The organism is Pseudoxanthomonas mexicana (assembly GCF_046736355.1).
In the GTDB taxonomy this organism is placed as follows: domain Bacteria; phylum Pseudomonadota; class Gammaproteobacteria; order Xanthomonadales; family Xanthomonadaceae; genus Pseudoxanthomonas_A; species Pseudoxanthomonas_A mexicana_B.
Genome location: NZ_CP157201.1, coordinates 2,511,180 through 2,532,358 on the forward strand (window position 1 = coordinate 2,511,180; position 21,179 = coordinate 2,532,358).

At 69.8% G+C, this 21,179-nt stretch carries 16 protein-coding genes; all 16 read left to right on the plus strand.

Going from position 1 to position 21,179, the window contains the following annotated elements; translation table 11 throughout:
- Positions 1-123: 123 nt before the first annotated feature.
- The 16 genes from AAG688_RS11625 (at position 124) to AAG688_RS11700 (ending at position 21,080) form a co-directional block, all read left to right on the plus strand.
- Positions 124-1,617, plus strand: coding sequence for an HDOD domain-containing protein (locus AAG688_RS11625; RefSeq protein WP_411832403.1), 1,494 nt, complete (start codon positions 124-126; stop codon positions 1,615-1,617).
- 141 nt (positions 1,618-1,758) lie between these two features.
- Positions 1,759-2,484: a UMP kinase gene (pyrH, locus tag AAG688_RS11630; RefSeq protein ID WP_411832404.1), complete on the plus strand. Its 726-nt coding sequence runs from the start codon at positions 1,759-1,761 to the stop codon at positions 2,482-2,484.
- Between the two features lie 282 nt (positions 2,485-2,766).
- Positions 2,767-3,324: a ribosome recycling factor gene (gene frr, locus AAG688_RS11635; protein WP_411832405.1), complete on the plus strand. Its 558-nt coding sequence runs from the start codon at positions 2,767-2,769 to the stop codon at positions 3,322-3,324.
- Between the two features lie 8 nt (positions 3,325-3,332).
- On the plus strand, positions 3,333-4,091 hold the full coding sequence (gene uppS, locus AAG688_RS11640; protein ID WP_411832406.1) for a polyprenyl diphosphate synthase: 759 nt from the start codon (positions 3,333-3,335) through the stop codon (positions 4,089-4,091).
- Positions 4,088-4,927, plus strand: coding sequence for a phosphatidate cytidylyltransferase (locus AAG688_RS11645; protein ID WP_411832407.1), 840 nt, complete (start codon positions 4,088-4,090; stop codon positions 4,925-4,927). Before uppS ends, AAG688_RS11645 begins: the two co-directional genes overlap by 4 nt.
- A 2-nt stretch (positions 4,928-4,929) precedes the next feature.
- Positions 4,930-6,120, plus strand: coding sequence for a 1-deoxy-D-xylulose-5-phosphate reductoisomerase (locus tag AAG688_RS11650; RefSeq protein ID WP_411832408.1), 1,191 nt, complete (start codon positions 4,930-4,932; stop codon positions 6,118-6,120).
- 39 nt (positions 6,121-6,159) lie between these two features.
- Positions 6,160-7,518, plus strand: a complete 1,359-nt coding sequence (gene rseP, locus AAG688_RS11655; RefSeq protein ID WP_411832409.1) for an RIP metalloprotease RseP — start codon at positions 6,160-6,162, stop codon at positions 7,516-7,518.
- Between the two features lie 104 nt (positions 7,519-7,622).
- Positions 7,623-10,082, plus strand: coding sequence for an outer membrane protein assembly factor BamA (bamA, locus tag AAG688_RS11660; RefSeq protein ID WP_411832410.1), 2,460 nt, complete (start codon positions 7,623-7,625; stop codon positions 10,080-10,082).
- A gap of 155 nt (positions 10,083-10,237) precedes the next feature.
- Complete coding sequence (gene lpxD, locus AAG688_RS11665) at positions 10,238-11,257, plus strand: UDP-3-O-(3-hydroxymyristoyl)glucosamine N-acyltransferase (protein WP_411832411.1); 1,020 nt, start codon at positions 10,238-10,240, stop codon at positions 11,255-11,257.
- A complete protein-coding gene (gene fabZ, locus AAG688_RS11670; RefSeq protein WP_411832412.1) occupies positions 11,254-11,709 on the plus strand; it encodes a 3-hydroxyacyl-ACP dehydratase FabZ in 456 nt (151 codons plus the stop codon). Before lpxD ends, fabZ begins: the two co-directional genes overlap by 4 nt.
- Before the next feature lie 2 nt (positions 11,710-11,711).
- Positions 11,712-12,500, plus strand: coding sequence for an acyl-ACP--UDP-N-acetylglucosamine O-acyltransferase (gene lpxA, locus AAG688_RS11675; RefSeq protein ID WP_411832413.1), 789 nt, complete (start codon positions 11,712-11,714; stop codon positions 12,498-12,500).
- A complete protein-coding gene (lpxB, locus tag AAG688_RS11680; protein ID WP_411832414.1) occupies positions 12,497-13,789 on the plus strand; it encodes a lipid-A-disaccharide synthase in 1,293 nt (430 codons plus the stop codon). The genes lpxA and lpxB overlap by 4 nt, the downstream gene beginning before the upstream one ends.
- A gap of 2 nt (positions 13,790-13,791) precedes the next feature.
- Positions 13,792-14,463, plus strand: coding sequence for a ribonuclease HII (locus AAG688_RS11685; protein ID WP_411832415.1), 672 nt, complete (start codon positions 13,792-13,794; stop codon positions 14,461-14,463).
- Between the two features lie 191 nt (positions 14,464-14,654).
- On the plus strand, positions 14,655-16,160 hold the full coding sequence (locus AAG688_RS11690; protein ID WP_411832416.1) for a catalase: 1,506 nt from the start codon (positions 14,655-14,657) through the stop codon (positions 16,158-16,160).
- 251 nt (positions 16,161-16,411) lie between these two features.
- Complete coding sequence (gene dnaE / locus AAG688_RS11695) at positions 16,412-20,035, plus strand: DNA polymerase III subunit alpha (RefSeq protein WP_411832417.1); 3,624 nt, start codon at positions 16,412-16,414, stop codon at positions 20,033-20,035.
- A gap of 85 nt (positions 20,036-20,120) precedes the next feature.
- The gene (locus tag AAG688_RS11700) at positions 20,121-21,080 is read left to right on the plus strand and encodes an acetyl-CoA carboxylase carboxyltransferase subunit alpha (protein ID WP_411832418.1); all 960 of its coding nucleotides are present in this window, start codon (positions 20,121-20,123) and stop codon (positions 21,078-21,080) included.
- Positions 21,081-21,179 lie beyond the last annotated feature (99 nt).

Consider the following 21,179-nt stretch of genomic DNA (forward strand, 5'->3'; position numbering starts at 1 on the left):
GACGCAGCGACACAAATCGCGCAGAATGTGGGGCTCAACTTTGCCGAATCGGGGCCGATACCTCACCAAGCCCTGCACCCGGCCGCATGATGCGGGCGGCAATGAACCCACGGATGTCCCTCGATGCACCCCGATTTCGAAGCCAAGCTGGCCAGTTGCCGTGACCTGCCCTCGCCGCCCGGGGTGGCGCTGCGGATCCTGGATATCGCCCAGGATCCGGACGTGGGCATGAACACCGCGGCCGCCGCCATCGGCGTGGACGTGGCGCTCAGCGCGCGGATGCTGCGCATCGCCAATTCGCCGCTGTACGCCAGCCGCAGGCGCGTGGACACGCTCAACCAGGCGCTGACCCTGCTCGGGCTCAACGCCACCCTGACCCTGGCGCTGGGCTTTTCGCTGACCTCGGGGCTGCGCTCGGCCGGCCATGCCGACGAGCCGGAGGAGCGCATCTGGCGGCGCAGCGTGATTTCCTCGCTGGCCAGCCGCCTGCTGGGGCAGAAGATCGGCGTGCACAAGCTGGAAGAGCTGATGCTGGGCGGGCTGCTGCAGGACATCGGCGCGCTGGTATTGCTGCAGATCGAGCCGGAGCGCTACCGCCGCCTGCTGGAGACCCTGGACCCGGCCGATGCCACGGCCCAGTTGCAGGCCGAGCAGACGCACCTGGGCTGCGACCACGTCGAGATCGGCCTGTGGATCGCCACCCACTGGAACCTGCCGCCGCTGCTGCAGTCGGCCATCGGCGAAAGCCAGGCGGCGGCTTCCTCTTCCCCGTTCCACGCCTGCGTCGCCGCCTCCGGCTACCTCGCCGACCTGTGGATGCTGGAGGACACCGACGCCGCCCGCGAGCGCGCGCTGGCGGTGCTGTCCGAGCGCCTGCAGCTGGACGCCGAGGCGCTGGACGGCATCATCGAGCAGATGACGCTGACGCTGCCGGAAATCTCGGCGATGTTCGACGTGCGCATCACCCAGCCGGCGCGCATCAACGCGATGCTGGACCAGGCACGCGAACTGCTGGTGCTGCGCAACCTGCGCGAGATCCAGAGCGCGGCGCGCGCGCGCCGTGAGGCCGACGAGTCGGAGAGCCGGGTGCGCCAGCTGGCCGAGGAAGTGCGCCGCGACCCGCTCACCGGCGTCTACAACCGCACCCAGCTCGAGCAGGTGCTGGCGCACGAGTTCGACGCCGCCAGCCGCAGCGGCACGCCGCTGTCGATCGCCTTCATCGACCTGGACGACTTCAAGAAGATCAACGATCGCTGGGGCCACCAGGTCGGCGACCAGGTGCTGCGCCACTTCGCCGAGACGCTGCAGAAGCAGCTGCGCGGCAGCGACATCGTCGCCCGCTACGGCGGCGAGGAATTCCTGATCGTGCTGCCGGGCACCGACGAGCCGGCCGCGCTCAACGTGCTCAAGCGCATCCTGTCCGACGTGGCCAACCTGCCGATGGCCAGCGTGGCGGGCGAGCCGCTGTACATCACCTTCTCGGCCGGGCTGGCCACGCACGGCACGCTGGAACGCTTCAGCGACGCCGATCAGCTGCTGCGCGCCGCCGACGAGGCGCTGTACGGCGCCAAGCGCAACGGCCGCAACCGGGTCGCCGCCGGCCCGATCGGCGAGTAGCGCCCGCCCGGCCACGGCCGGCGTCCGCCGTTCCCGCCAGCCCCGCGCGACGCCGCCGCAACGGCCCACGGCACGGCCGAACCTGACGCTGCGCGGACGCGTCGGCTAGAATTGCGCCGTTTATCCCCCGCCGAGACTCCCATGACCGCACCCCTGGCCTATCGCCGCATCCTGCTCAAACTTTCCGGCGAGGCGCTGATGGGGGCCGAGGACTACGGCATCGATCCGGTGGTCATCAACCGCATCGCCCGCGAGATCATCGAGGCGCGCGAGGCCGGCGCCGAGATCGGGCTGGTCATCGGCGGCGGCAACATCTTCCGCGGCGCCGGCTTGGCCGCCGGCGGCATGGACCGGGTCACCGGCGACCAGATGGGCATGCTGGCCACCGTCATCAACGCGCTGGCCATGCAGGACGCGCTGGAGAAGCTCGGCGCCAAGTGCCGGGTGATGAGCGCGATCAAGATCAACGACGTGTGCGAGGACTACATCCGCCGCCGCGCCATCCGCCATCTGGAAAAGGGCCGCATCGCGATCTTCGCCGCCGGCACCGGCAACCCCTTCTTCACCACCGACTCCGGCGCCGCCCTGCGCGCCATCGAGATCGGCGCCGACCTGCTGCTCAAGGCCACCAAGGTCGACGGCGTCTACGACAAGGATCCCGGCAAGCACGCCGACGCCAAGCGTTACGAGCAGTTGACCTACGACGAGGTCATCGCCCGCGACCTGCAGGTGATGGACACCGCCGCCTTCGCCCTGTGCCGCGACAGCGACGTGCCGCTGCGCATCTACGACCTGTCGGTGCCGGGCAACCTGATGCGCATCCTGCGCGGCGAGAACGTCGGCACGCTGGTCAAGGGGCGGGGTTGAGGTTTCTAGGGGCTAGAGGCTAGAGGCTGGAGGCTGGAGGCTAGAGGCCAGCATCCTGCTTTTGCGTCATCCCGGCGCAAGCTGGGATGACGAGCGAAGCGCGGTAGGCTCGCCCATTCCCCATTCCCCATTCCCCATTCCCCATTCCCCATTCCCCATTCCCCATTCCCCATTCCCCATTCCCCATTCCCCGGCTTCCAGCCCAATCTCCCGGCCCAGTCCCCCAATCCAGCCTCCCGGCCCTATAATCGTCCGATTCGGTTACAGCTTGGATCCAAGGCGATGATCAACGAGATCAAACAGGACGCGCAGGCGCGCATGAACAAGAGCATCGAGGCCTTGCGTCATTCGCTGGTCAAGGTCCGCACCGGGCGCGCGTCCACCGCGCTGGTCGAGCACCTGAAGGTCAACTACTACGGTTCGGACATGCCGCTGAGCCAGGTCGCCTCGGTGGCGGTGTCCGATGCCCGCTCGCTGGTCATCACCCCCTGGGAGAAGCAGATGGTCGGCGCGGTCGAGAAGGCCATCCTGGCCTCCGACCTGGGCCTGACCCCCAACACCGCCGGCACCACCATCCGCCTCAACCTGCCGCCGCTGACCGAGGAGCGCCGCAAGGAGCTGTCCAAGGTCGTCGCCGGCGAGGGCGAGGACACCAAGGTCGCCATCCGCAACATCCGCCGCGACGCCAACCAGCAGATCAAGGATCTGCTGAAGGACAAGCAGATCACCGAGGACGAGGAACGCAAGGCCGAGGACGAGATCCAGAAGCTCACCGACAAGTCCATCAAGGACGTCGATGAAGTGGTCAAGGCCAAGGAGCAGGAACTGATGGCGGTCTGAGGACTGCCATGTCCGCTGCCGCCGACAGCGCGATTCCCCGCCACATCGCCGTCATCATGGACGGCAACGGACGCTGGGCGCAGCAGCGCAGGCGCCCGCGCGCCATCGGCCACCGCGCCGGCGCGCGCGCGGTCAACGTCTGCATCGACTTCTGCCTGGAGCGCGGCGTGCAGGCGCTGACCCTGTTCGCCTTCTCCAGCGAGAACTGGGGCCGCCCGGCCGACGAGGTCGGCGCGCTGATGAAGCTGTTCATGGGCGCGCTGGAGCGCGAGGTGGACGAACTGGACCGCCGCGGCGTGCGCGTGCGCTTCATCGGCGAGCGCGAGCGCTTCTCGCCGGCCATCCGCGAGCGCATGGCCGCCGCCGAGCGGCAGACCCTGGGCAACACCCGCCTGCACCTGGTGGTGGCGGCCAGCTACGGCGGCCGCCAGGACATCGCGATGGCCGCGCGCGCGCTGGCGCAGGACGTGCAGGCCGGCCGGCTGCGCGCCGAGGACATCGACGAGCGCGCGGTGGCCGCGCGCATCTCGCTGGCCGACCTGCCGGCGCCGGATCTGTTCATCCGCACCGGCGGCGATCACCGCATCAGCAACTTCCTGCTCTGGCAGCTGGCCTATACCGAGCTGTGGTTCACCGACCTGCTGTGGCCGGAACTGGACGCGGCGACCCTGCAACAAGCGCTGGACGACTATGCCCGGCGCGAGCGCCGCTTCGGCCTGACCAGCGCCCAGATCGCCGCCCAGGCGAGCGAGGACACCCCCGCATGAGCAAATCCGGCGGCACCCGCACCCGCGTCATCGCCGCGCTGATCATGGCGCCGGTCGCCATCGGCGCCATCCTGCTGCTGCCCACGCAATGGCTGGCGGCGCTGGCCGCGCTGCTGTTCCTGGTCGGCCTGTGGGAATGGTTCAGGCTGGCCGAGATCGACGACACCCTCTCGCGCACCGTGCTGCTGGCGGCCAACCTGCTGCTGATGGTGCTGCTGGTGTGGGCCTCGGCCGGCTCGCTGGTGCTGTTCCAGATCGTCACCCTGGTCGGCGTGGCCTGGTGGCTGCTGGCGCTGCTGTGGCTGCGCTTCTTCGGCTTCGCCTCCAACCACGAGAGCTATGCGCGCGCGTTCAAGCTGCTCGCCGGCACGCTGGCGATCGTGCCGGCCTGGTGCGCGCTGTGCCTGATCCACGCCAGCCAGCCCAACGGCCACGTCTGGCTGTTCGTGGCGCTGGCGATCGTGTGGGCGGCCGACAGCGGCGCCTATTTCGCCGGCCGTCGCTTCGGCAGGCGCAAGCTGGCCCCGCGCATCAGCCCCAACAAGACGGTCGAGGGGCTGGTCGGCGGCGTCGTGGCCGCCCTGCTGGTCGCCGCGGGCGGCCTGTTCCTGGCCGGCGGCGTCGCCGCGCAACTGCCGGGCGTGCTGGTGGTGGCGCTGGCGGCGGCGCTGTTTTCGGTGGTCGGCGACCTGTTCGAGAGCCTGATCAAGCGCCACGTCGGCGCCAAGGACTCGGGCCACCTGATCCCCGGCCACGGCGGCGTGCTGGACCGCATCGACGGCGTGCTGGCCGCGCTGCCGGTGTTCGCGCTGGGCAAGGAGCTGTTCGGGTTCTGAGCATGGCCGAGTCCTCCTTCCGCACCGTCGCGGTGCTGGGCGCCACCGGTTCCATCGGCGCCTCGGCGCTGGACGTGATCGCCCGACATCCGCAGCGCCTGCGCGCCGGCGTGCTGGCCGCCGGCTCGCAGGTCCAGGCGCTGGTCGCGCTGTGCGCGCGGCACCGTCCCGATCACGCCGTGATCGCCGATGCGGACGCCTACGCGGCGCTGCGCGACGGCCTGCGCGAAGCCGGCCTGCCGACCCGCGCCCACGCCGGCGCCGAGGCGCTCGACGCGCTGGTGGCCGGCGACGCCTGCGACACCGTGGTGGCCGCGATCGTCGGCGCCGCCGGGCTGTCCTCGACCCTGGCCGCCGCGCGCGCCGGCAAGCGCCTGCTGCTGGCCAACAAGGAATCGCTGGTGCTGGCCGGCGAACTGCTGACCGCCGCGGCCGAGGCGGCCGGCGCCGAGATCGTGCCCATCGACAGCGAGCACAACGCGATCTTCCAGTGCCTGCGCTCGCGCCAGGCCCTCGGCGACGTGCGCAGGATCGTGCTGACCGCCTCCGGCGGCCCGTTCCGCGGCCGCAGCCGGGCGTCGCTGGAAGCCGTCACCCCGCAGCAGGCGGTGGCGCACCCGAAGTGGTCGATGGGGCCGAAGATCTCGGTCGACTCGGCCACCCTGATGAACAAGGGCCTGGAGCTGATCGAGGCCCACCACCTGTTCGGCGTCGGCAGCGACCGGCTGGCGGTGCTGGTGCATCCGCAGAGCCTGGTGCATTCGCTGGTCGAGTTCGTCGACGGCTCGACGCTGGCGCAGCTCGGCCTGCCGGACATGCGCACCTCGCTGGCGGTCGGCCTGGGCTGGCCCGAGCGCATCGACTCGGGCGTCGGCGGGCTGGACCTGCTGGCGCAGGGAAGGCTGGATTTCGAGGCCCCGGACACCGACGCCTTCCCCTGCCTGCGCCTGGCCTGGCAGGCGATGGAAGCCGGCGGTACCGCGCCGGCGGTGCTCAATGCCGCCAACGAGGTCACGGTTTCAGCCTTTCTTCAGGGCCAAATCGGTTTCCTATCCATCCCTGCGCTGGTCGAGGATGCCCTCGCCGCGCAGCCTGCGGAGCCGGCCGGGTCACTGGACGCGCTGCTGGCTGCGGACGCCCAGGCACGCCGTTTCACCGAGCAAGCGATCGCCCAACGCCGGATCCGCGCATGACCGCACCAACCAGCCTGCCGCCGAAGAGTGCCCCCACGCATGGCTGACGTGCTCGGCTCGCTGTTGTGGATGTTCGTCACCATCGGCGTGTTGGTGACCTTCCACGAGTTCGGCCACTACTGGGTCGCGCGCCGCTGCGGGGTCAAGGTGCTGCGCTTCTCGGTCGGCTTCGGCCGGCCGCTGTGGTCGCGCCGCGATCGCCACGGCACCGAGTTCGCGATCGCCGCCATCCCGCTGGGCGGCTACGTCCGGATGCTGGACGAGCGCGAGGGCGACGTGCCCGCCGCGCAGCTGGCCGGCGCCTTCAACCGCAAGCCGGTCGGCCAGCGCATCGCCATCGTCGCCGCCGGCCCGGCGGCCAACCTGCTGCTGTGCGTGCTGCTGCTGTGGGGCATGTTCGTCATCGGCCGGCCCGACTACTCGGCCACGCTGGGCCAGGTCCAGGGCATGGCCGCCCAGGCCGGGCTGCAGCCGGGAGACCGCATCGCCGCCATCGACGGGCGCGAGGTGCGCACCTGGATGGACGCGCTGCAGCTGCTGACCGTGGCCGCCATCGACCGCCACGATCCGCGCCTGCGACTGGTCGACGCGCAGGGCCGGGAAAGCACCCGCCGGCTGCCGCTGTCGACGCTGCCGGACGGCTTCGACCAGGAGACGGTCGCCCGCCAGGCCGGGCTGGCCTGGCGCCACCAGATGGCGCCGGCGGTGATCAGCGGCACCGCGCCCGACTCGCCGGCGCACGGGCTGGCGCAGGCCGGCGACGTGGTCACCGCCATCGACGGCCAGCGCATCGACTACTTCAGCCAGATTGGGCCGCTGGTGCAGGCGCTGGGCGAGCGCGGCGGCACCGCGATGGTGGAGGTGGACCGCAACGGCGAGCGGCTGGCGCTGGAGATGGCGCCGGTACGCAGGCACGACGGCAACGGCCAGGCCTACTGGGCGCTGGGCCTGGAGCCGCCGAGGCAACTGGCCCCCGCTCCGCACGACGCGCTGCAGCGGTTCGGCCCGCTGGCCGCATTCCCCGCCGCGGTGCGCGAGACCGGCCGCATGGCCGCCGATTCGCTCGGCATGATCCGGCGCATGCTGACCACGGAGGCCTCGGCCAAGAACGTCTCCGGCATGATCACCATCGCCCAGGTCGCCAACGCCAGCGCCAAGCGCGGCGTGGCCTGGTTCCTGTTCTTCCTGGCGCTGGTGTCGCTGAGCCTGGCGATCATCAACCTGCTGCCGATCCCGGTCTTGGACGGCGGCCACCTGCTGTATTACCTTATCGAGTTGGTCAAGGGCAGTCCGTTGAGTGAACGGAGCATGGCCGCCGGGCAGTACGTGGGTCTGGCGATGCTGGCGGGCCTGATGGGTCTGGCGTTCTACAACGACATCCTCCGTCTGGTGAACTGATGCCCCCGAACCTTCCTCCGCCGGCCCGCTGCCATGCCGGCGCTTCGCAACACCCCTGCCGGGCGGGCACCGCCCCGCAGGCCCGCCCCCTACCGGATGTGATGATGACGCGACAGCCCACCCGCCGCCTGCTTGCCCTCGCCCTCGCCTCGGCCCTCGTCGCCCCGGCCTGGGCGCAGACGACGGACACCGCCCCTCCGGTGGTCCTGAGCAGCGAGATCTTCACCGCCACCGACATCCGCATCGACGGCCTGCAGCGCATCTCCGCCGGCACCGTGCTGACCTACCTGCCGATCGAGCGCGGCGACACCGTCACCCCGGCCAGCATCGGCGAGTCGATCCGCGCGCTCTACCGCACCGGCTTCTTCCAGGACGTCAGCCTGGATCGCCAGGGCAGCATCCTGGTCGTGACCGTGGTCGAGCGCCCGGCGATCAACAAGCTCACCGTCACCGGCAACAAGGACATCAAGAGCGAACAGCTGCTCAGCGGCCTGAAGGACATCGGCCTGTCCGAGGGCGACACCTTCGACCGCCTGAGCCTGGACCGGGTGACCCAGGAACTGACCCGCCAGTACAACAACCGCGGCAAGTACAACGTCGAGATCACGCCCACGGTCAGCCAGCTCGACCGCAACCGCGTCGACGTGACCATCGCCATCAAGGAAGGCAAGGCGGCCAAGATCCGCCACGTCAACCTGACCGGCAACGAGAAGTTCGCCGGCGAGGACATCATGGACAGCTGGGAGTCCAAGGAGAGCAACTGGCTGTCCTGGTACCGTCGCGACGACCAGTACTCCAAGGAAAAGCTCTCCGGCGACATGGAAAAGCTCAACTCCTGGTACCTGGACCGCGGCTACGTCGACTTCAGCATCGACTCGACCCAGGTGTCGATCAGCCCCGACAAGCGCGACATGTTCATCAGCGCCGGCGTCACCGAGGGCGAGCAGTATTCGATCTCCGACGTCAAGGTCACCGGCGACACGGTGCTGCCGAAGGAGGAAATCGAGCGGCTGGTGATCGTCAAGCCGGGGCAGACGTTCTCGCGCGCGCTGCTGGAGTTCACCTCCGACGCCATCACCGCGACCCTGGGCAACATCGGCCACGCCTTCGCCCAGGTCAACCCGATCCCGGAAGTGGACCGCGAGAAGCGCACCGTCGGCATCAACTTCCAGGTCATCCCCGGCCCGCGCGTCAACGTGCGCCGGATCGTGTTCAAGGGCAACGCGCGCACCTCCGACGAGGTGCTGCGCCGCGAGATGCGCCAGTTCGAGGGCGCGTGGTATTCGCAGGCCGCCATCGACCGCTCCAAGATCCGCCTGCAGCGGCTGGGCTTCTTCGAGACCGTCGAGGTCGAGACCCCGGCCGTGCCCGGCACCAGCGACCAGGTCGACGTGGTCTACAACGTCAAGGAGACCACCTCGGGCAGCTTCGTGTTCGGCCTGGGCTACTCGCAGCTGTCCGGCCTGACCACCACCATCCAGCTCTCGCAGAACAACTTCCTCGGCGGCGGCAACCGGGTCTCGGTGGAGGCGCAGCGCAGCGACTACCTGCAGCGCTACTCGTTCTCCTTCATGAACCCGTTCTTCACCGACGAGGGCATGTCGCTGGGCTACAACCTGTGGTGGCGCGAGTTCGACTATTCGGACTTCAACACCGCCCAGTACTCCAGCACCAGCGCCGCCGCGCAGGGCGTGCTGGGCCTGCCGATCACCGAGAACGACACCGTCTCGCTGCTGTTCGGCATCGATCGCAACCAGATCCTGACCTGGCCGGGCTCCACGCCGCAGAGCATCATCGACTACATCGACGCGGTCGGCCGCCAGACCTTCCACGCCTGGCGCACCGAGCTGGGCTGGGCGCGCGACACCCGCAATCACTTCTTCATGCCCACTGGCGGCCTGTACCAGCGCGTGTCGGCCGAGATCGCCCTGCCCGGCTCGACGGTCGAGTACTACAAGCTCAACTACGAGTTCTCCAAGTACTGGAGCCTGAGCCCGGCGCTGGTGCTCAACACCCGCGCCGAACTCGGTTACGGCGACAGCTACGGCAGCGAGGTGGTGCGCAACATCTGCCAGGTCAACGGCTCGGATCCGCAGATCCCGATGGCGCTGGCCGCGGCCGGCGGCGCGCCCTGCGCGCCGGGCTCGACCCTGGTGCGCACCATCGACGCCAGCGGCCTGCCGTTCTTCGAGAACTTCTACGCCGGCGGCACCCGCTCGGTGCGCGGCTTCCGCGACAACACGCTGGGCCCGCGCTCGGAAAGCATCTCCGGCTATCGCGGCCAGCCGCTCGGCGGATCGCTCAAGACCACCGGCACCGTCGAGATGATCTTCCCCAAGCTGTTCGACAGCCCGGCCGCGCGCGTGTCGGCGTTCGTCGACTTCGGCAACGTGTTCGACGGGGTGGACGACTTCGAGACCAGCGAGCTGCGCGCCTCGGCGGGCGTGGCGCTGCTGTGGCGCGCGCCGGTCGGCCCGATCTCGATCAGCTACGCGTTCCCGTTGCGCAAGAAGGACGAGGACGAGGTCGAGCGCCTGCAGTTCACCTTCGGCGGCGGCTTCTGATCGCCCGGCCCCGGTCCGCCACAGCAGCGGGCCGGGGTTCGCCCATCGATGTACAGGCGTATGCACGGATGTACATGGCCATAGTGGCCGCATCCGCCGCGCCTGCATGCACGATCGGGCTTGCGGGCAGGGGCGAGACGGTACACTAGCGCCCCATGCAATCCCCTGTTTTCACCGCTGCCGAACTGGCCGCACGCTTCGCACTGGAACTGCGTGGCGATGGCCAGGTGCGCGTGGAAGGCGTCGGCACGCTGGCGTCGGCCGGCCCGGCGCAACTCGCCTTCCTGGCCAACTCGCGCTATCGCGCGCAACTGGCCGACAGCCGCGCCGGCGTGGTGGTGCTGCGCGCCGACGATGCCGACGTCGCGCCGGGCACCGCGTTGATCGCCCGCGATCCGTACGCGGCCTTCGCGAAGATGGCGGCGTTGTTCGATGCCCGCCCGGCGCGCGAGCCCGGCATCCATCCCGGCGCGGTCGTGCATCCGCAGGCGCGCGTGGCCGCTGGCGCGCACGTCGGGCCGTTCGTCAGCATCGGCGCCGGTAGCGTGATCGAGGACGGCTGCGTGATCGGCCCTGGTTGCGTGATCGGCGAGGACTGCGTGGTCGGCGAAGGCTGCGAGCTGATCGCGCGGGTGACCCTGGTCAGGCGCGTGCGCCTGGGCAGGCGCGTGCTGATCCATCCCGGCGCGGTGCTCGGCGCCGACGGCTTCGGCCTGGCGATGGAGGCCGGCCGCTGGCTCAAGGTGCCGCAGCTCGGCGGCGTGGTGGTCGGCGACGACTGCGAGATCGGCGCCAACACCACCATCGATCGCGGCGCGCTGGAAGACACTGTGCTGGAAGAGGACGTGCGCCTGGACAACCAGATCCAGATTGGCCACAACGTGCGCATCGGCGCGCATTCGGCGATGGCCGGCTGCAGCGCGGCGGCGGGCAGCGCGCGCATCGGCCGCTACTGCTTGATCGGTGGTGCGGCCGGCGTGCTAGGCCACCTGGAGATCTGCGACAAGGTGACGATCACCGCGATGTCGCTGGTCACCCACTCCATCACCGAGCCGGGCGAGTATTCCTCGGGCACGCCGCTGACCGACAACCGCACCTGGCGCCGGAACGCCGCCCGTTTCAAGCAACTCGATTCACTGGCCCGCCGCGTGCTGGCGGCCGACAAGGAAAAATGATGACCGAAGTGCAACTGCCCATCGACGCGATCACCATCCGCAAGCTGCTGCCGCACCGCTACCCGTTCCTGCTGGTCGACCGGGTGACCGAGCTGGAGCCCAACAAGCGCGTGCTGGCGTACAAGAACATCACCCAGAACGAGCCGTTCTTCACCGGCCATTTCCCCGAGCGCCCGATCATGCCGGGCGTGCTGATCATCGAGGCGCTGGCGCAGGCCGGCGGCCTGCTGACCCAGCTCTCGCACGCCGGCCAGGTCGAGGACCGCATGTTCTACATGGTCAAGGTCGAGAACGCGCGCTTCAGCCGGATGGTGGTGCCCGGCGACAGGCTGGAGCTGGACGTGACCCTGAAACGGCTGATCCGCAACATGGCCTTCTACACCGGCATCGCGCGCGTGGACGGCGAACAGGTGGCCTGTGCCGACGTGCTGTGCGCCGAGGACACCCGCTGACGATGGACCCGACCCCGCTCATCCATCCCAGCGCGGTCGTCGACCCCGGCGCAAGGCTGGGCGCGAACGTGCGCGTGGGCGCCTTCAGCTACATCGGCCCGGAAGTGGAGATCGGCGACGGCACGATCGTCGGCCCGCACTGCAGCGTCACCGGCCCGGCCCGCATCGGCCGCGACAACCACATCGTCGGCCACGCCGCGGTCGGCGGCGATCCGCAGGACAAGAAGTTCAGGGGCGAGCGGGTCGAACTGGTGATCGGCGATCGCAACCAGGTGCGCGAGTTCGTCACCCTCAACCGCGGCACCGGCCACGGCGGCGGCGTCACCCGCATCGGCAGCGACAACATGCTGCTGGCCTATACCCACGTCGCCCACGACTGCATCGTCGGCGACCACTGCGTGTTCTCCAACAATTCCACCCTGGCCGGCCACGTCACCGTCGAGGACTGGGTGATCATGAGCGGCTTCGCCGGCGCGCACCAGTTCTGCCGCATCGGCGCGCACGCCTTCATCGGCATGGGCGTGCTGCTGTCCGGCGACGTGCCGCCGTTCACGATGGTGGCCGGCGAAGCGTCGGGCCGTCCGCGCGGCATCAACAGCGAGGGCCTCAAGCGCCGCGGCTTCGACGCCGAACGCATCGCCGCGATCAAGCGCGCCTACCGCACCCTTTACATGGCCGGCCTGCCGCTGGCCGAGGCGCGGGCGCAACTGGCCGAGCAGGCGCAGGCCAGCGCGGACGTGCGCGCGCTGCTGGACTTCATCGAGAGCGGCGAGCGGCCGTTGCAGCGATGACGAGCGGGAATGGGGAATCGGGAATGGGGAATGGGAAAGGCGACACGTCGGCCAAGCCTCTCGCTTCCCCCATTCCCCATTACCCATTCCCCATTCCCGCCACGCGCGCACCGCGCGTGGCCCTGGTCGCCGGCGAAGCCTCCGGCGACGGCCTCGGCGCGGGGCTGATCGAGGCATTGCGCGCGCGCTTCCCGGATGCGCAGTTCGCCGGCATCGGCGGGCCGGCGATGCGCCGGGCCGGTTGCGAGACCTGGCACGACGCCGGCGAGCTGGCGGTGATGGGCCTGGCCGAGGTGCTGCGCCACCTGCCGCGGCTGCTGAAGCTGCGCAAGGCGTTCCGCCAGCGCGTGCTGGAATGGCAGCCCGACGTTTTCATCGGCATCGACGCGCCCGACTTCAACCTGGGCGTCGAGCGCTGGCTCAAGCAGCGCGGCCTGCGCACCGTGCACTACGTCAGCCCGTCGATCTGGGCCTGGCGCGAGCAGCGCGCGCGCAGGATCGGCGACAGCGCCGACATGGTGCTGTGCCTGTTCCCGATGGAGCCGCCGCTATACGCGCGGCATGGCGTCGATGCGCGCTTCGTCGGCCACCCGATGGCCGACGAAATCGCGCTGCATCCCGACCGCGCCGCCGCGCGCGCGCAACTGGGCCTGCCGGCCGATGCGCCGGTGCTGGCGGTGCTGCCCGGCAGCCGGATGGGCGAGATCCAGCGCCTGGCCGGCGATTTCCTCGCCGCCGCGCGACAGGTCGCCGCGCAGGTGCCCGGCTTGCAGATCGTCGTCCCGGCCGCCAACGACGCCTGCCATCGCGCGCTGGAAACCCTGATCGCCGGGATGCACTTCCCTGCCGGCCGCCCGCGGCTGCTGCGCGGGCAGGCGCGCGAGGCGATGATCGCCGGCGACGTGGTGCTGCTGGCCTCGGGCACGGCGACGCTGGAGACCATGCTGGCCAAGCGGCCGATGGTGGTCGGCTACCGCATCGCGCCGCTGACCCATCGCATCGTCACCGCGCTGGGCCTGCTGAAGACGCGCCGCTACGCCCTGCCCAACGTGCTGGCGCAGGCGGACCTGGTGCCGGAACTGATGCAGGACGACTGCACGCCCGACAACCTGGCCGCGGCGGTGCTGCAGTGGTTCGCCCATCCCGAGGCGGTGCAGCGCCTGCAGCCGCGCTACCAGGCGCTGCACGAGGAGCTGCGCCGCGACGCCTCCGCGCGCGCCGCAGACGCGGTGGCCTGGCTGCTGGGAGAAGGGGAATGGAGCGTGAAACAGGAACCGCCGGCAGCGTGAGCATGAAGGCCGACGCTTGCCCGCCAGCGAACGCGGCGACCGGCGAACCCTCGCCGCAGTTCCCGCTGTTCGGCCATTGCCCGTTCCCCATTCCCGATTCCCGCCTCATCGCAGGCGTCGACGAGGCCGGGCGCGGACCGCTGGCCGGGCCGCTGACGGTGGCCGCGGTGGTGTTCGACCCGGCGCGCCCGCGCATCAATGGGCTGGACGATTCCAAGAAACTGACCGCCGGGCGCCGCGAACTGCTCTATGGCCGCATCACCGAGCGCGCGCTGGCCTGGCAGGTGATCGTGATCGACGTGGAGGAGATCGATCGCCTCAACATCTACCAGGCCACGATGCTGGGCATGCGCCGCGCGGTGCAGGCGGTCGCCCACGCGGCCGGACTGGCGCGCATCGATGGCAACCGCCTCCCGCCGGGCCTGCCCTGCCCGGCCGAGGCGTGGATCGGCGGCGACGCGCGCGACCGCAGCATCATGGCCGCCTCGATCCTGGCCAAGGTCACCCGCGACCGGCTGATGCACGCGCTGCACACCGAGCATCCGCACTACGGCTTCGACCGCCACAAGGGCTACGGCACCCCCACGCACCTGCAGGCGCTGCGCGCGCACGGTCCCTGCGCGCATCACCGGCGCAGTTTCGCGCCGGTGGCGCAGCTGCTGGAAAGCCGCTGAAGCCTGTCCGCGGCTTTCCGGATGCACCCCTCCGCGCGGTTTCCGCTGGCTGGCCGCTGCCTGCGCCATCCCCAGCCCGACGCGCGCCCTCGATAGCCGGCATCGAATGCTTCCATACCATCTATCGATTTTGATTGATTGATAGACAAGCCTAGACTGGCCCCATCGAGCCACCCACTGGAGCAAGCGTGATGAGCAAGCCGACCGATACGTCCAAGCCCAGCTACCTGACCACCGATTTCGGTGCGCCGGTCGCGGACAACCAGAACAGCCTGACCGCCGGCCCGCGCGGCCCGCTGCTGGCCCAGGACGTCTGGCTGAACGAAAAGCTGGCCAACTTCGTGCGCGAGGTGATCCCGGAGCGGCGCATGCACGCCAAGGGGTCGGGCGCCTTCGGCACCTTCACCGTCACCCATGACATCACCCGCTACACCCGCGCGGCGATCTTCTCGCAGGTCGGCAAGAAGACCGGGATGTTCGCCCGCTTCACCACCGTGGCCGGCGAGCGCGGCGCGGCCGACGCCGAGCGCGACATCCGCGGCTTCGCGCTGAAGTTCTACACCGAGGAAGGCAACTGGGACATGGTGGGCAACAACACCCCGGTGTTCTTTATCCGCGACCCGCGCAAGTTCCCCGACCTCAACAAGGCGGTCAAGCGCTGCCCGCGCACCAACCTGCGCAGCGCCACCTACAACTGGGACTACTGGACCCTGCTGCCGGAAGCCCTGCACCAGGTCACCGTGGTGATGAGCGACCGCGGCATCCCGGCCAGCTACCGCCACATGCACGGCTTCGGCTCGCATACCTACAGCTTCTGGAACGCGCAGGGCGAGCGCTTCTGGGTGAAGTTCCACTTCAAGACCCGGCAGGGCATCAAGAACCTGACCGACGCGGAGGCCGCCGAAATCATCGGCAACGATCGCGAAAGCCACCAGCGCGATCTGTACGAGGCCATCGAGCGCGGCGATTTCCCGAAGTGGACGATGTACGTGCAGGTCATGCCGGAAGCCGACGCCGAAAAGGTGCCCTACCACCCGTTCGACCTGACCAAGGTATGGCCGAAGAAGGACTACCCGCTGATCGAGGTGGGCGAGTTCGAGCTCAACCGCAACCCGGACAACTTCTTCGCCGACGTGGAGCAGAGCGCGTTCGCGCCCAGCAACCTGGTCCCGGGCATCGGCGCCTCGCCCGACCGCATGCTGCAGGCGCGCCTGGTCAACTACGCCGACGCGCAGCGCTACCGCCTGGGCACCAACTACCAGCAGATCCCGGTCAACAGCGCGCGCTGCCCGGTGCACAGCAACCACCGCGACGGCTTCGGCCGGGTCGATGGCAACTACGGCAGCCTGCCGCACTACGAGCCCAACAGCTTCCACCAGTGGCAGGAGCAGCCGCAGTTCCGCGAGCCGCCGCTGAAGATCAACGGCAACGCCGACCACTGGGACTTCCGCCAGGACGACGCCGACTACTACAAGCAGCCCGGCGACCTGTTCCGGCTGATGACGCCCGCGCAGCAGCAGGTGCTGTTCGACAACACCGCCCGCGCCCTGGGCGATGCGCCGGACTTCATCAAGCAGCGCCACGTGGACAACTGCGGCAAGGCCGACCCGGCCTACGGCGCCGGCGTCGCCGCCTCGCTGCGCAAGCTCGGCTGGCTGGCCGGCACCACCTCGCCCAACAGCCTCGGCGAGGAATGACCGAAAGGCGGTAGGCGCGACCGACGCGGCGGGGAAACCCGCCGCGTTTTTTTTTTGATATCCGGATTCCGGGGGAGGCCTGCTGCCGGACGGGTGCAGAAAGTGGACGGGGCACGCCGCCGGGGGTTCCGGGTCGCCCTCCCGGGCGTTCGGGTCTCTTCCGTGGGCGGCGCGGTCGCTTGCCCGCAATGTCAAGCCTTGTTCCACCCCAGCCCCGCCGCTACGCTGGCCCGACCGCATCCCGAGCCGGCATGTCCTCCCGCTTCGTCCATCTGCACCTGCACACCGAGTTCTCGCTGGCGGATTCGATCATCCGCGTGCCCGAGAAGCCGGATCAGGCCGACCCGAAGAAGGCCAAGCAGCCCAACCTGCTCAGCCGCGCGGTCGAACTGCGCATGCCGGCGCTGGCGGTCACCGACCGCAACAACCTGTTCGCGCTGGTCAAGTTCTACAAGGCCGCCGAGGGCGTCGGCATCAAGCCCATCGCCGGCGCCGACATCAGCATCGCCGAGGGCAACGAACCGCCCTGGCAGATGACCCTGCTGTGCCGCGACCACGACGGCTACCTGAGCCTGTCGCGGCTGCTGACCCGCGCCTGGATGGAGGGCCACCGCACCGACGGGGTGGCCATCGACCCGCAATGGCTGCGCGAGGATCACCGCGGCCTGTTCGCGATCGCCGGCCTGCACAGCCTGGCCGGGCGGCTGGCGCTGTCCGGTCGGAACGACCTGGCCGAGCAGCACCTGGCCGACTGGCAGCGCGCGTTCGGCCAGGACCTACATCTTGAATTGACCCGCACCGGCCGCGAGGGCGAGGAGGCGTTCAACAGCTTCGCCCTGCACGCCGCCGGCGCGCGCGGCCTGCCGGTGATCGCCAGCAACGACGTGCGCTTCCTGTCGCCGGACGGCTTCGACGCGCACGAGGCGCGCGTGTGCATCGCCTCCGGCCGCGTGCTCGACGATCCCAAGCGCCCGCGCGAGTACGGCGCCGAGCAGTACATGAAGTCGGCCGAGCAGATGGCCGAGTTGTTCGCCGACGTGCCCGACGCCCTCGACAACACGCTGGCGCTGGCGCAACGCTGCAACCTGGAGATGCGGCTGGGCACCTACTTCCTGCCCGCCTACCCGGTGCCGGACGACGAGACGCTGGACAGCTGGATCCGCCGCCAGGCGCACGACGGCCTGGTCGCGCGCCTGCTGAAGAACCCGCTGGCGCCGGGCATGACGCGCGAGGACTACTTCGCGCGGCTGGAATTCGAACTGGACACCATCATCAAGATGGGCTTCCCCGGCTACTTCCTGATCGTGGCCGACTTCATCCAGTGGGGAAAGAACCACGGCATCCCGATCGGGCCGGGCCGCGGCTCGGGCGCCGGCTCGCTGGTGGCCTGGGCGCTGCAGATCACCGACCTGGATCCGCTGCCGTACAACCTGCTGTTCGAGCGCTTCCTCAATCCCGAACGCGTGTCGATGCCCGACTTCGACATCGACTTCTGCATGGACCGGCGCGACGAGGTGATCGACTACGTCGCGCGCAAGTACGGCCGCGACCGGGTCAGCCAGATCATCACCTACGGCACGATGGCGGCCAAGGCGGTGGTGCGCGACTGCGGGCGCGTGCTCGGCTTCCCGTACGGCCTGGTCGACGGCGTGGCCAAGCTGATCCCCAACATCCTCGGCGTGTCGCTGAAGGACGCGATGGGCGAAGGCAACCCGGAAGCCGCCTCGCAGGAGCTGATCGATCGCTACCGCGACGAGGACGACGTCCGCGACCTGATCGACCTGGCGCGCCAGCTGGAGGACCTGACCCGCAACGCCGGCAAGCACGCAGGCGGCGTGGTGATCGCGCCGTCGCCGCTGTCCGACTTCTGCCCGCTGTACGCCGAACACGACGAGGGCGGGCGCGGCAAGTCGCCGGTGACGCAGTTCGACAAGGACGACGTGGAGGCGGTCGGGCTGGTCAAGTTCGACTTCCTCGGCCTGCGCACGCTGACGATCATCGATTGGGCGGTGAAGGCGATCAACGGGAATGGGGAATCGGGAATCGGGAATGGGAAAAGCGGCGATCCCGCTTCTTCCGATTCCCCATTCCCCATTCCCCATTCCCGGCCTGCTCTGGACATCATGTCCATCCCCCTCGACGACGCGCCGACCTACCGCGAGATCTTCGCCACCGGCAACACCGGCGCGGTGTTCCAGTTCGAATCGGCGGGCATGCGCCGGCTGCTGAAGGACGCCAAGCCCGACCGCTTCGAGGACCTGATCGCGCTGGTGTCGCTGTACCGCCCCGGCCCGATGGACCTGATTCCCTCGTTCGTGGACCGCAAGCACGGCCGCGAGGAGGTCGAATACCCCGACCCGCGCGTCGAGCCGATCCTCAAGGACACCTACGGCATCATGGTGTACCAGGAGCAGGTCATGCAGATGGCGCAGATCGTCGGCGGCTACTCGCTGGGCGGCGCCGACCTGCTGCGCCGCGCGATGGGCAAGAAGGTGCCGGCCGAGATGGCCAAGCACCGCGAGATCTTCCGCGAGGGCGCCGGCAAGGGCGGCGTGGACGAACGCAAGGCCGACGAAATCTTCGACCTGATGGAGAAGTTCGCCGGCTACGGCTTCAACAAGTCGCACGCCGCCGCCTACGCGCTGGTCAGCTACCAGACCGCGTGGCTGAAGTGCCACTACCCGGCCGAGTTCATGGCCGCGGTGCTGTCCTCGGACATGGACAACACCGACAAGGTGGTCGGCTTCCTCGACGAGGCGCGGCTGCTGCAACTGGACGTGCTGCCGCCGGAGGTCAACCACTCCGCCTACATGTTCGAGGCCACCGACAAGCGCACCGTGCGCTACGGACTGGGCGCGATCAAGGGCCTGGGCCAGGGCGCGTGCGAGGCCATCGTCGCCGAGCGCATGGCCGGCGGACCGTTCCGCGACCTGCTCGACTTCTGCAAGCGGGTCGACTCGACCAAGCTCAACCGGCGCGCGCTGGAGGCGATGATCAACGCCGGCGCGCTGGACGCGCTGGGCCGCAACCGCGCCTCGCTGATGCTGCAGCTGCCCGAGGTGATGAAGGCCACCGACCAGTTGGCCAGGGAGAAGGCGGCCGGCCAGAACTCGCTGTTCGGCGGCTTGGGCGACGCGACGCCGGCGCTGGAGGTGGTGCTGCCGGAAGCGGACGAATGGCCGCTGTCGCAGAAGCTGGCGGCCGAGCGCGAGACGCTCGGCTTCTACCTCAGCGGCCACCCGATGGATCCGTACCGCGACGACCTGCGCGCGCTGGTCGGCCACGACCTGGGCGACCTGGAGCGCATCTGGGCCGCGCAGCCGGCCGGCGAGAAGAAGGGCTGGCGCCCCGAGGTCAACACGCTGCTGGCCGGCCAGGTGGTCGGCGTGCGCCGCAAGGGCGACACCCAGATGTTCGTGCAGCTGGAGGACGGGCGCGGGCGCATCGAGTGCAGCGTGTTCTCCGACGCGATGGCCGAATTCGGCCCGCTGCTGACCCGCGACCGCATCCTGATCGTCAAGGGCGGCCTGCGCGAGGACGAGTTCAGCGGCGGCGGCTTCAGCCTGCGCATCCGCCAGTGCTGGGACTACGCCGCGCTGTGCGCGCAGCACGCGCAGCGGCTGTCGCTGCGGCTGGACCTGCGCGAGCCCGGCCTGTGGCCGCGGGTGGACGCGCTGCTGGCCGCGCGCCGCCCCGGCGGCACCCCGCTGCGGCTGGACCTGGTGCTGCCGTCCGGCCGGCACGCCACCGCCGGCATGCTGGACCTGAACGGCCCGCAGTCGGTGCGGGTGGACGCCGAACTGCTCGACGCGCTGCGCGCACTGCCCGGCGTGCGCGCGGTCAAGCTGAACCTGTCCCGGCCCTGGGTGCATTGAGCCGCCGCCGCTTCCGCACGACACGGCTCGGTATGGAATACCCGGCTGGGCTAAACTCCCCGCTTTCCGGCCCACGGCCCGCTTGATGAATCCGAACTACCTCGATTTCGAACAACCCATCGCCGATCTGGAAGCCAAGATCCAGGAACTGCGCAGCGCCAGCACCGGCCCGGCGGTCAACGTCGACGCCGAAGTGCACGCGCTGCAGGACAAGCTGCGCATCCGCACCGCGCAGATCTTCCGCGACCTCAGCCCCTGGCAGGTCTCGCAGCTGGCGCGGCATCCTGCGCGGCCGTACACGCTGGACTACATTCGGGTGTTCTGCGACGAGTTCCAGGAACTGGCCGGCGACCGCGCCTATGCCGACGACAAGGCCATCGTCGGCGGCCTGGGCCGCATCAACGGCCGCGCGGTGATGATCATCGGCCACCAGAAGGGCCGCGACACCAAGAGCAAGATCGCCCGCAACTTCGGCATGCCTCGCCCCGAGGGCTACCGCAAGGCGCTGCGGCTGATGAAGATGGCCGAGCGCTTCGGCCTGCCGCTGCTGACCTTCATCGACACCCCGGGCGCCTACCCGGGCGTCGGTGCCGAGGAGCGCGGCCAGTCCGAGGCCATCGCCCGCAACCTGATGGAAATGGCCGAACTGCGCATCCCCATCGTCTGCACGGTGATCGGCGAAGGCGGCTCCGGCGGCGCGCTGGCGATCGGCGTCGGCGACCGCACGCTGATGCTCGAATACGGCACCTACTCGGTGATCTCGCCCGAAGGCTGCGCCTCGATCCTGTGGAAGGACGCGGCCAAGGCCAAGGACGCGGCCGAGCAGCTCGGCCTGACCGCCAAGCGCCTGCACTCGCTGGGCCTGGTCGACAAGGTCGTGCGCGAACCCATCGGCGGCGCCCACCGCAACCCGCGGCAGATGGCCACCCGCCTGAAGGCGGTGCTGGTCAACGAACTGGACACGCTGGAAAAGCTGCCGCTGGACCAACTGCTGCAGAAGCGCTACGAGCGCCTGCGCGGTTACGGGGCCTACGAAGCGGCGTGACCCGCCGCGGGCGGGAACGCAGAAGGCGGACCCGCCCGGCATTGCGCATGGACCGCGGGGTGCGCCATCCCGCCCTCCTTCCGTGGATACCTTTCGCCG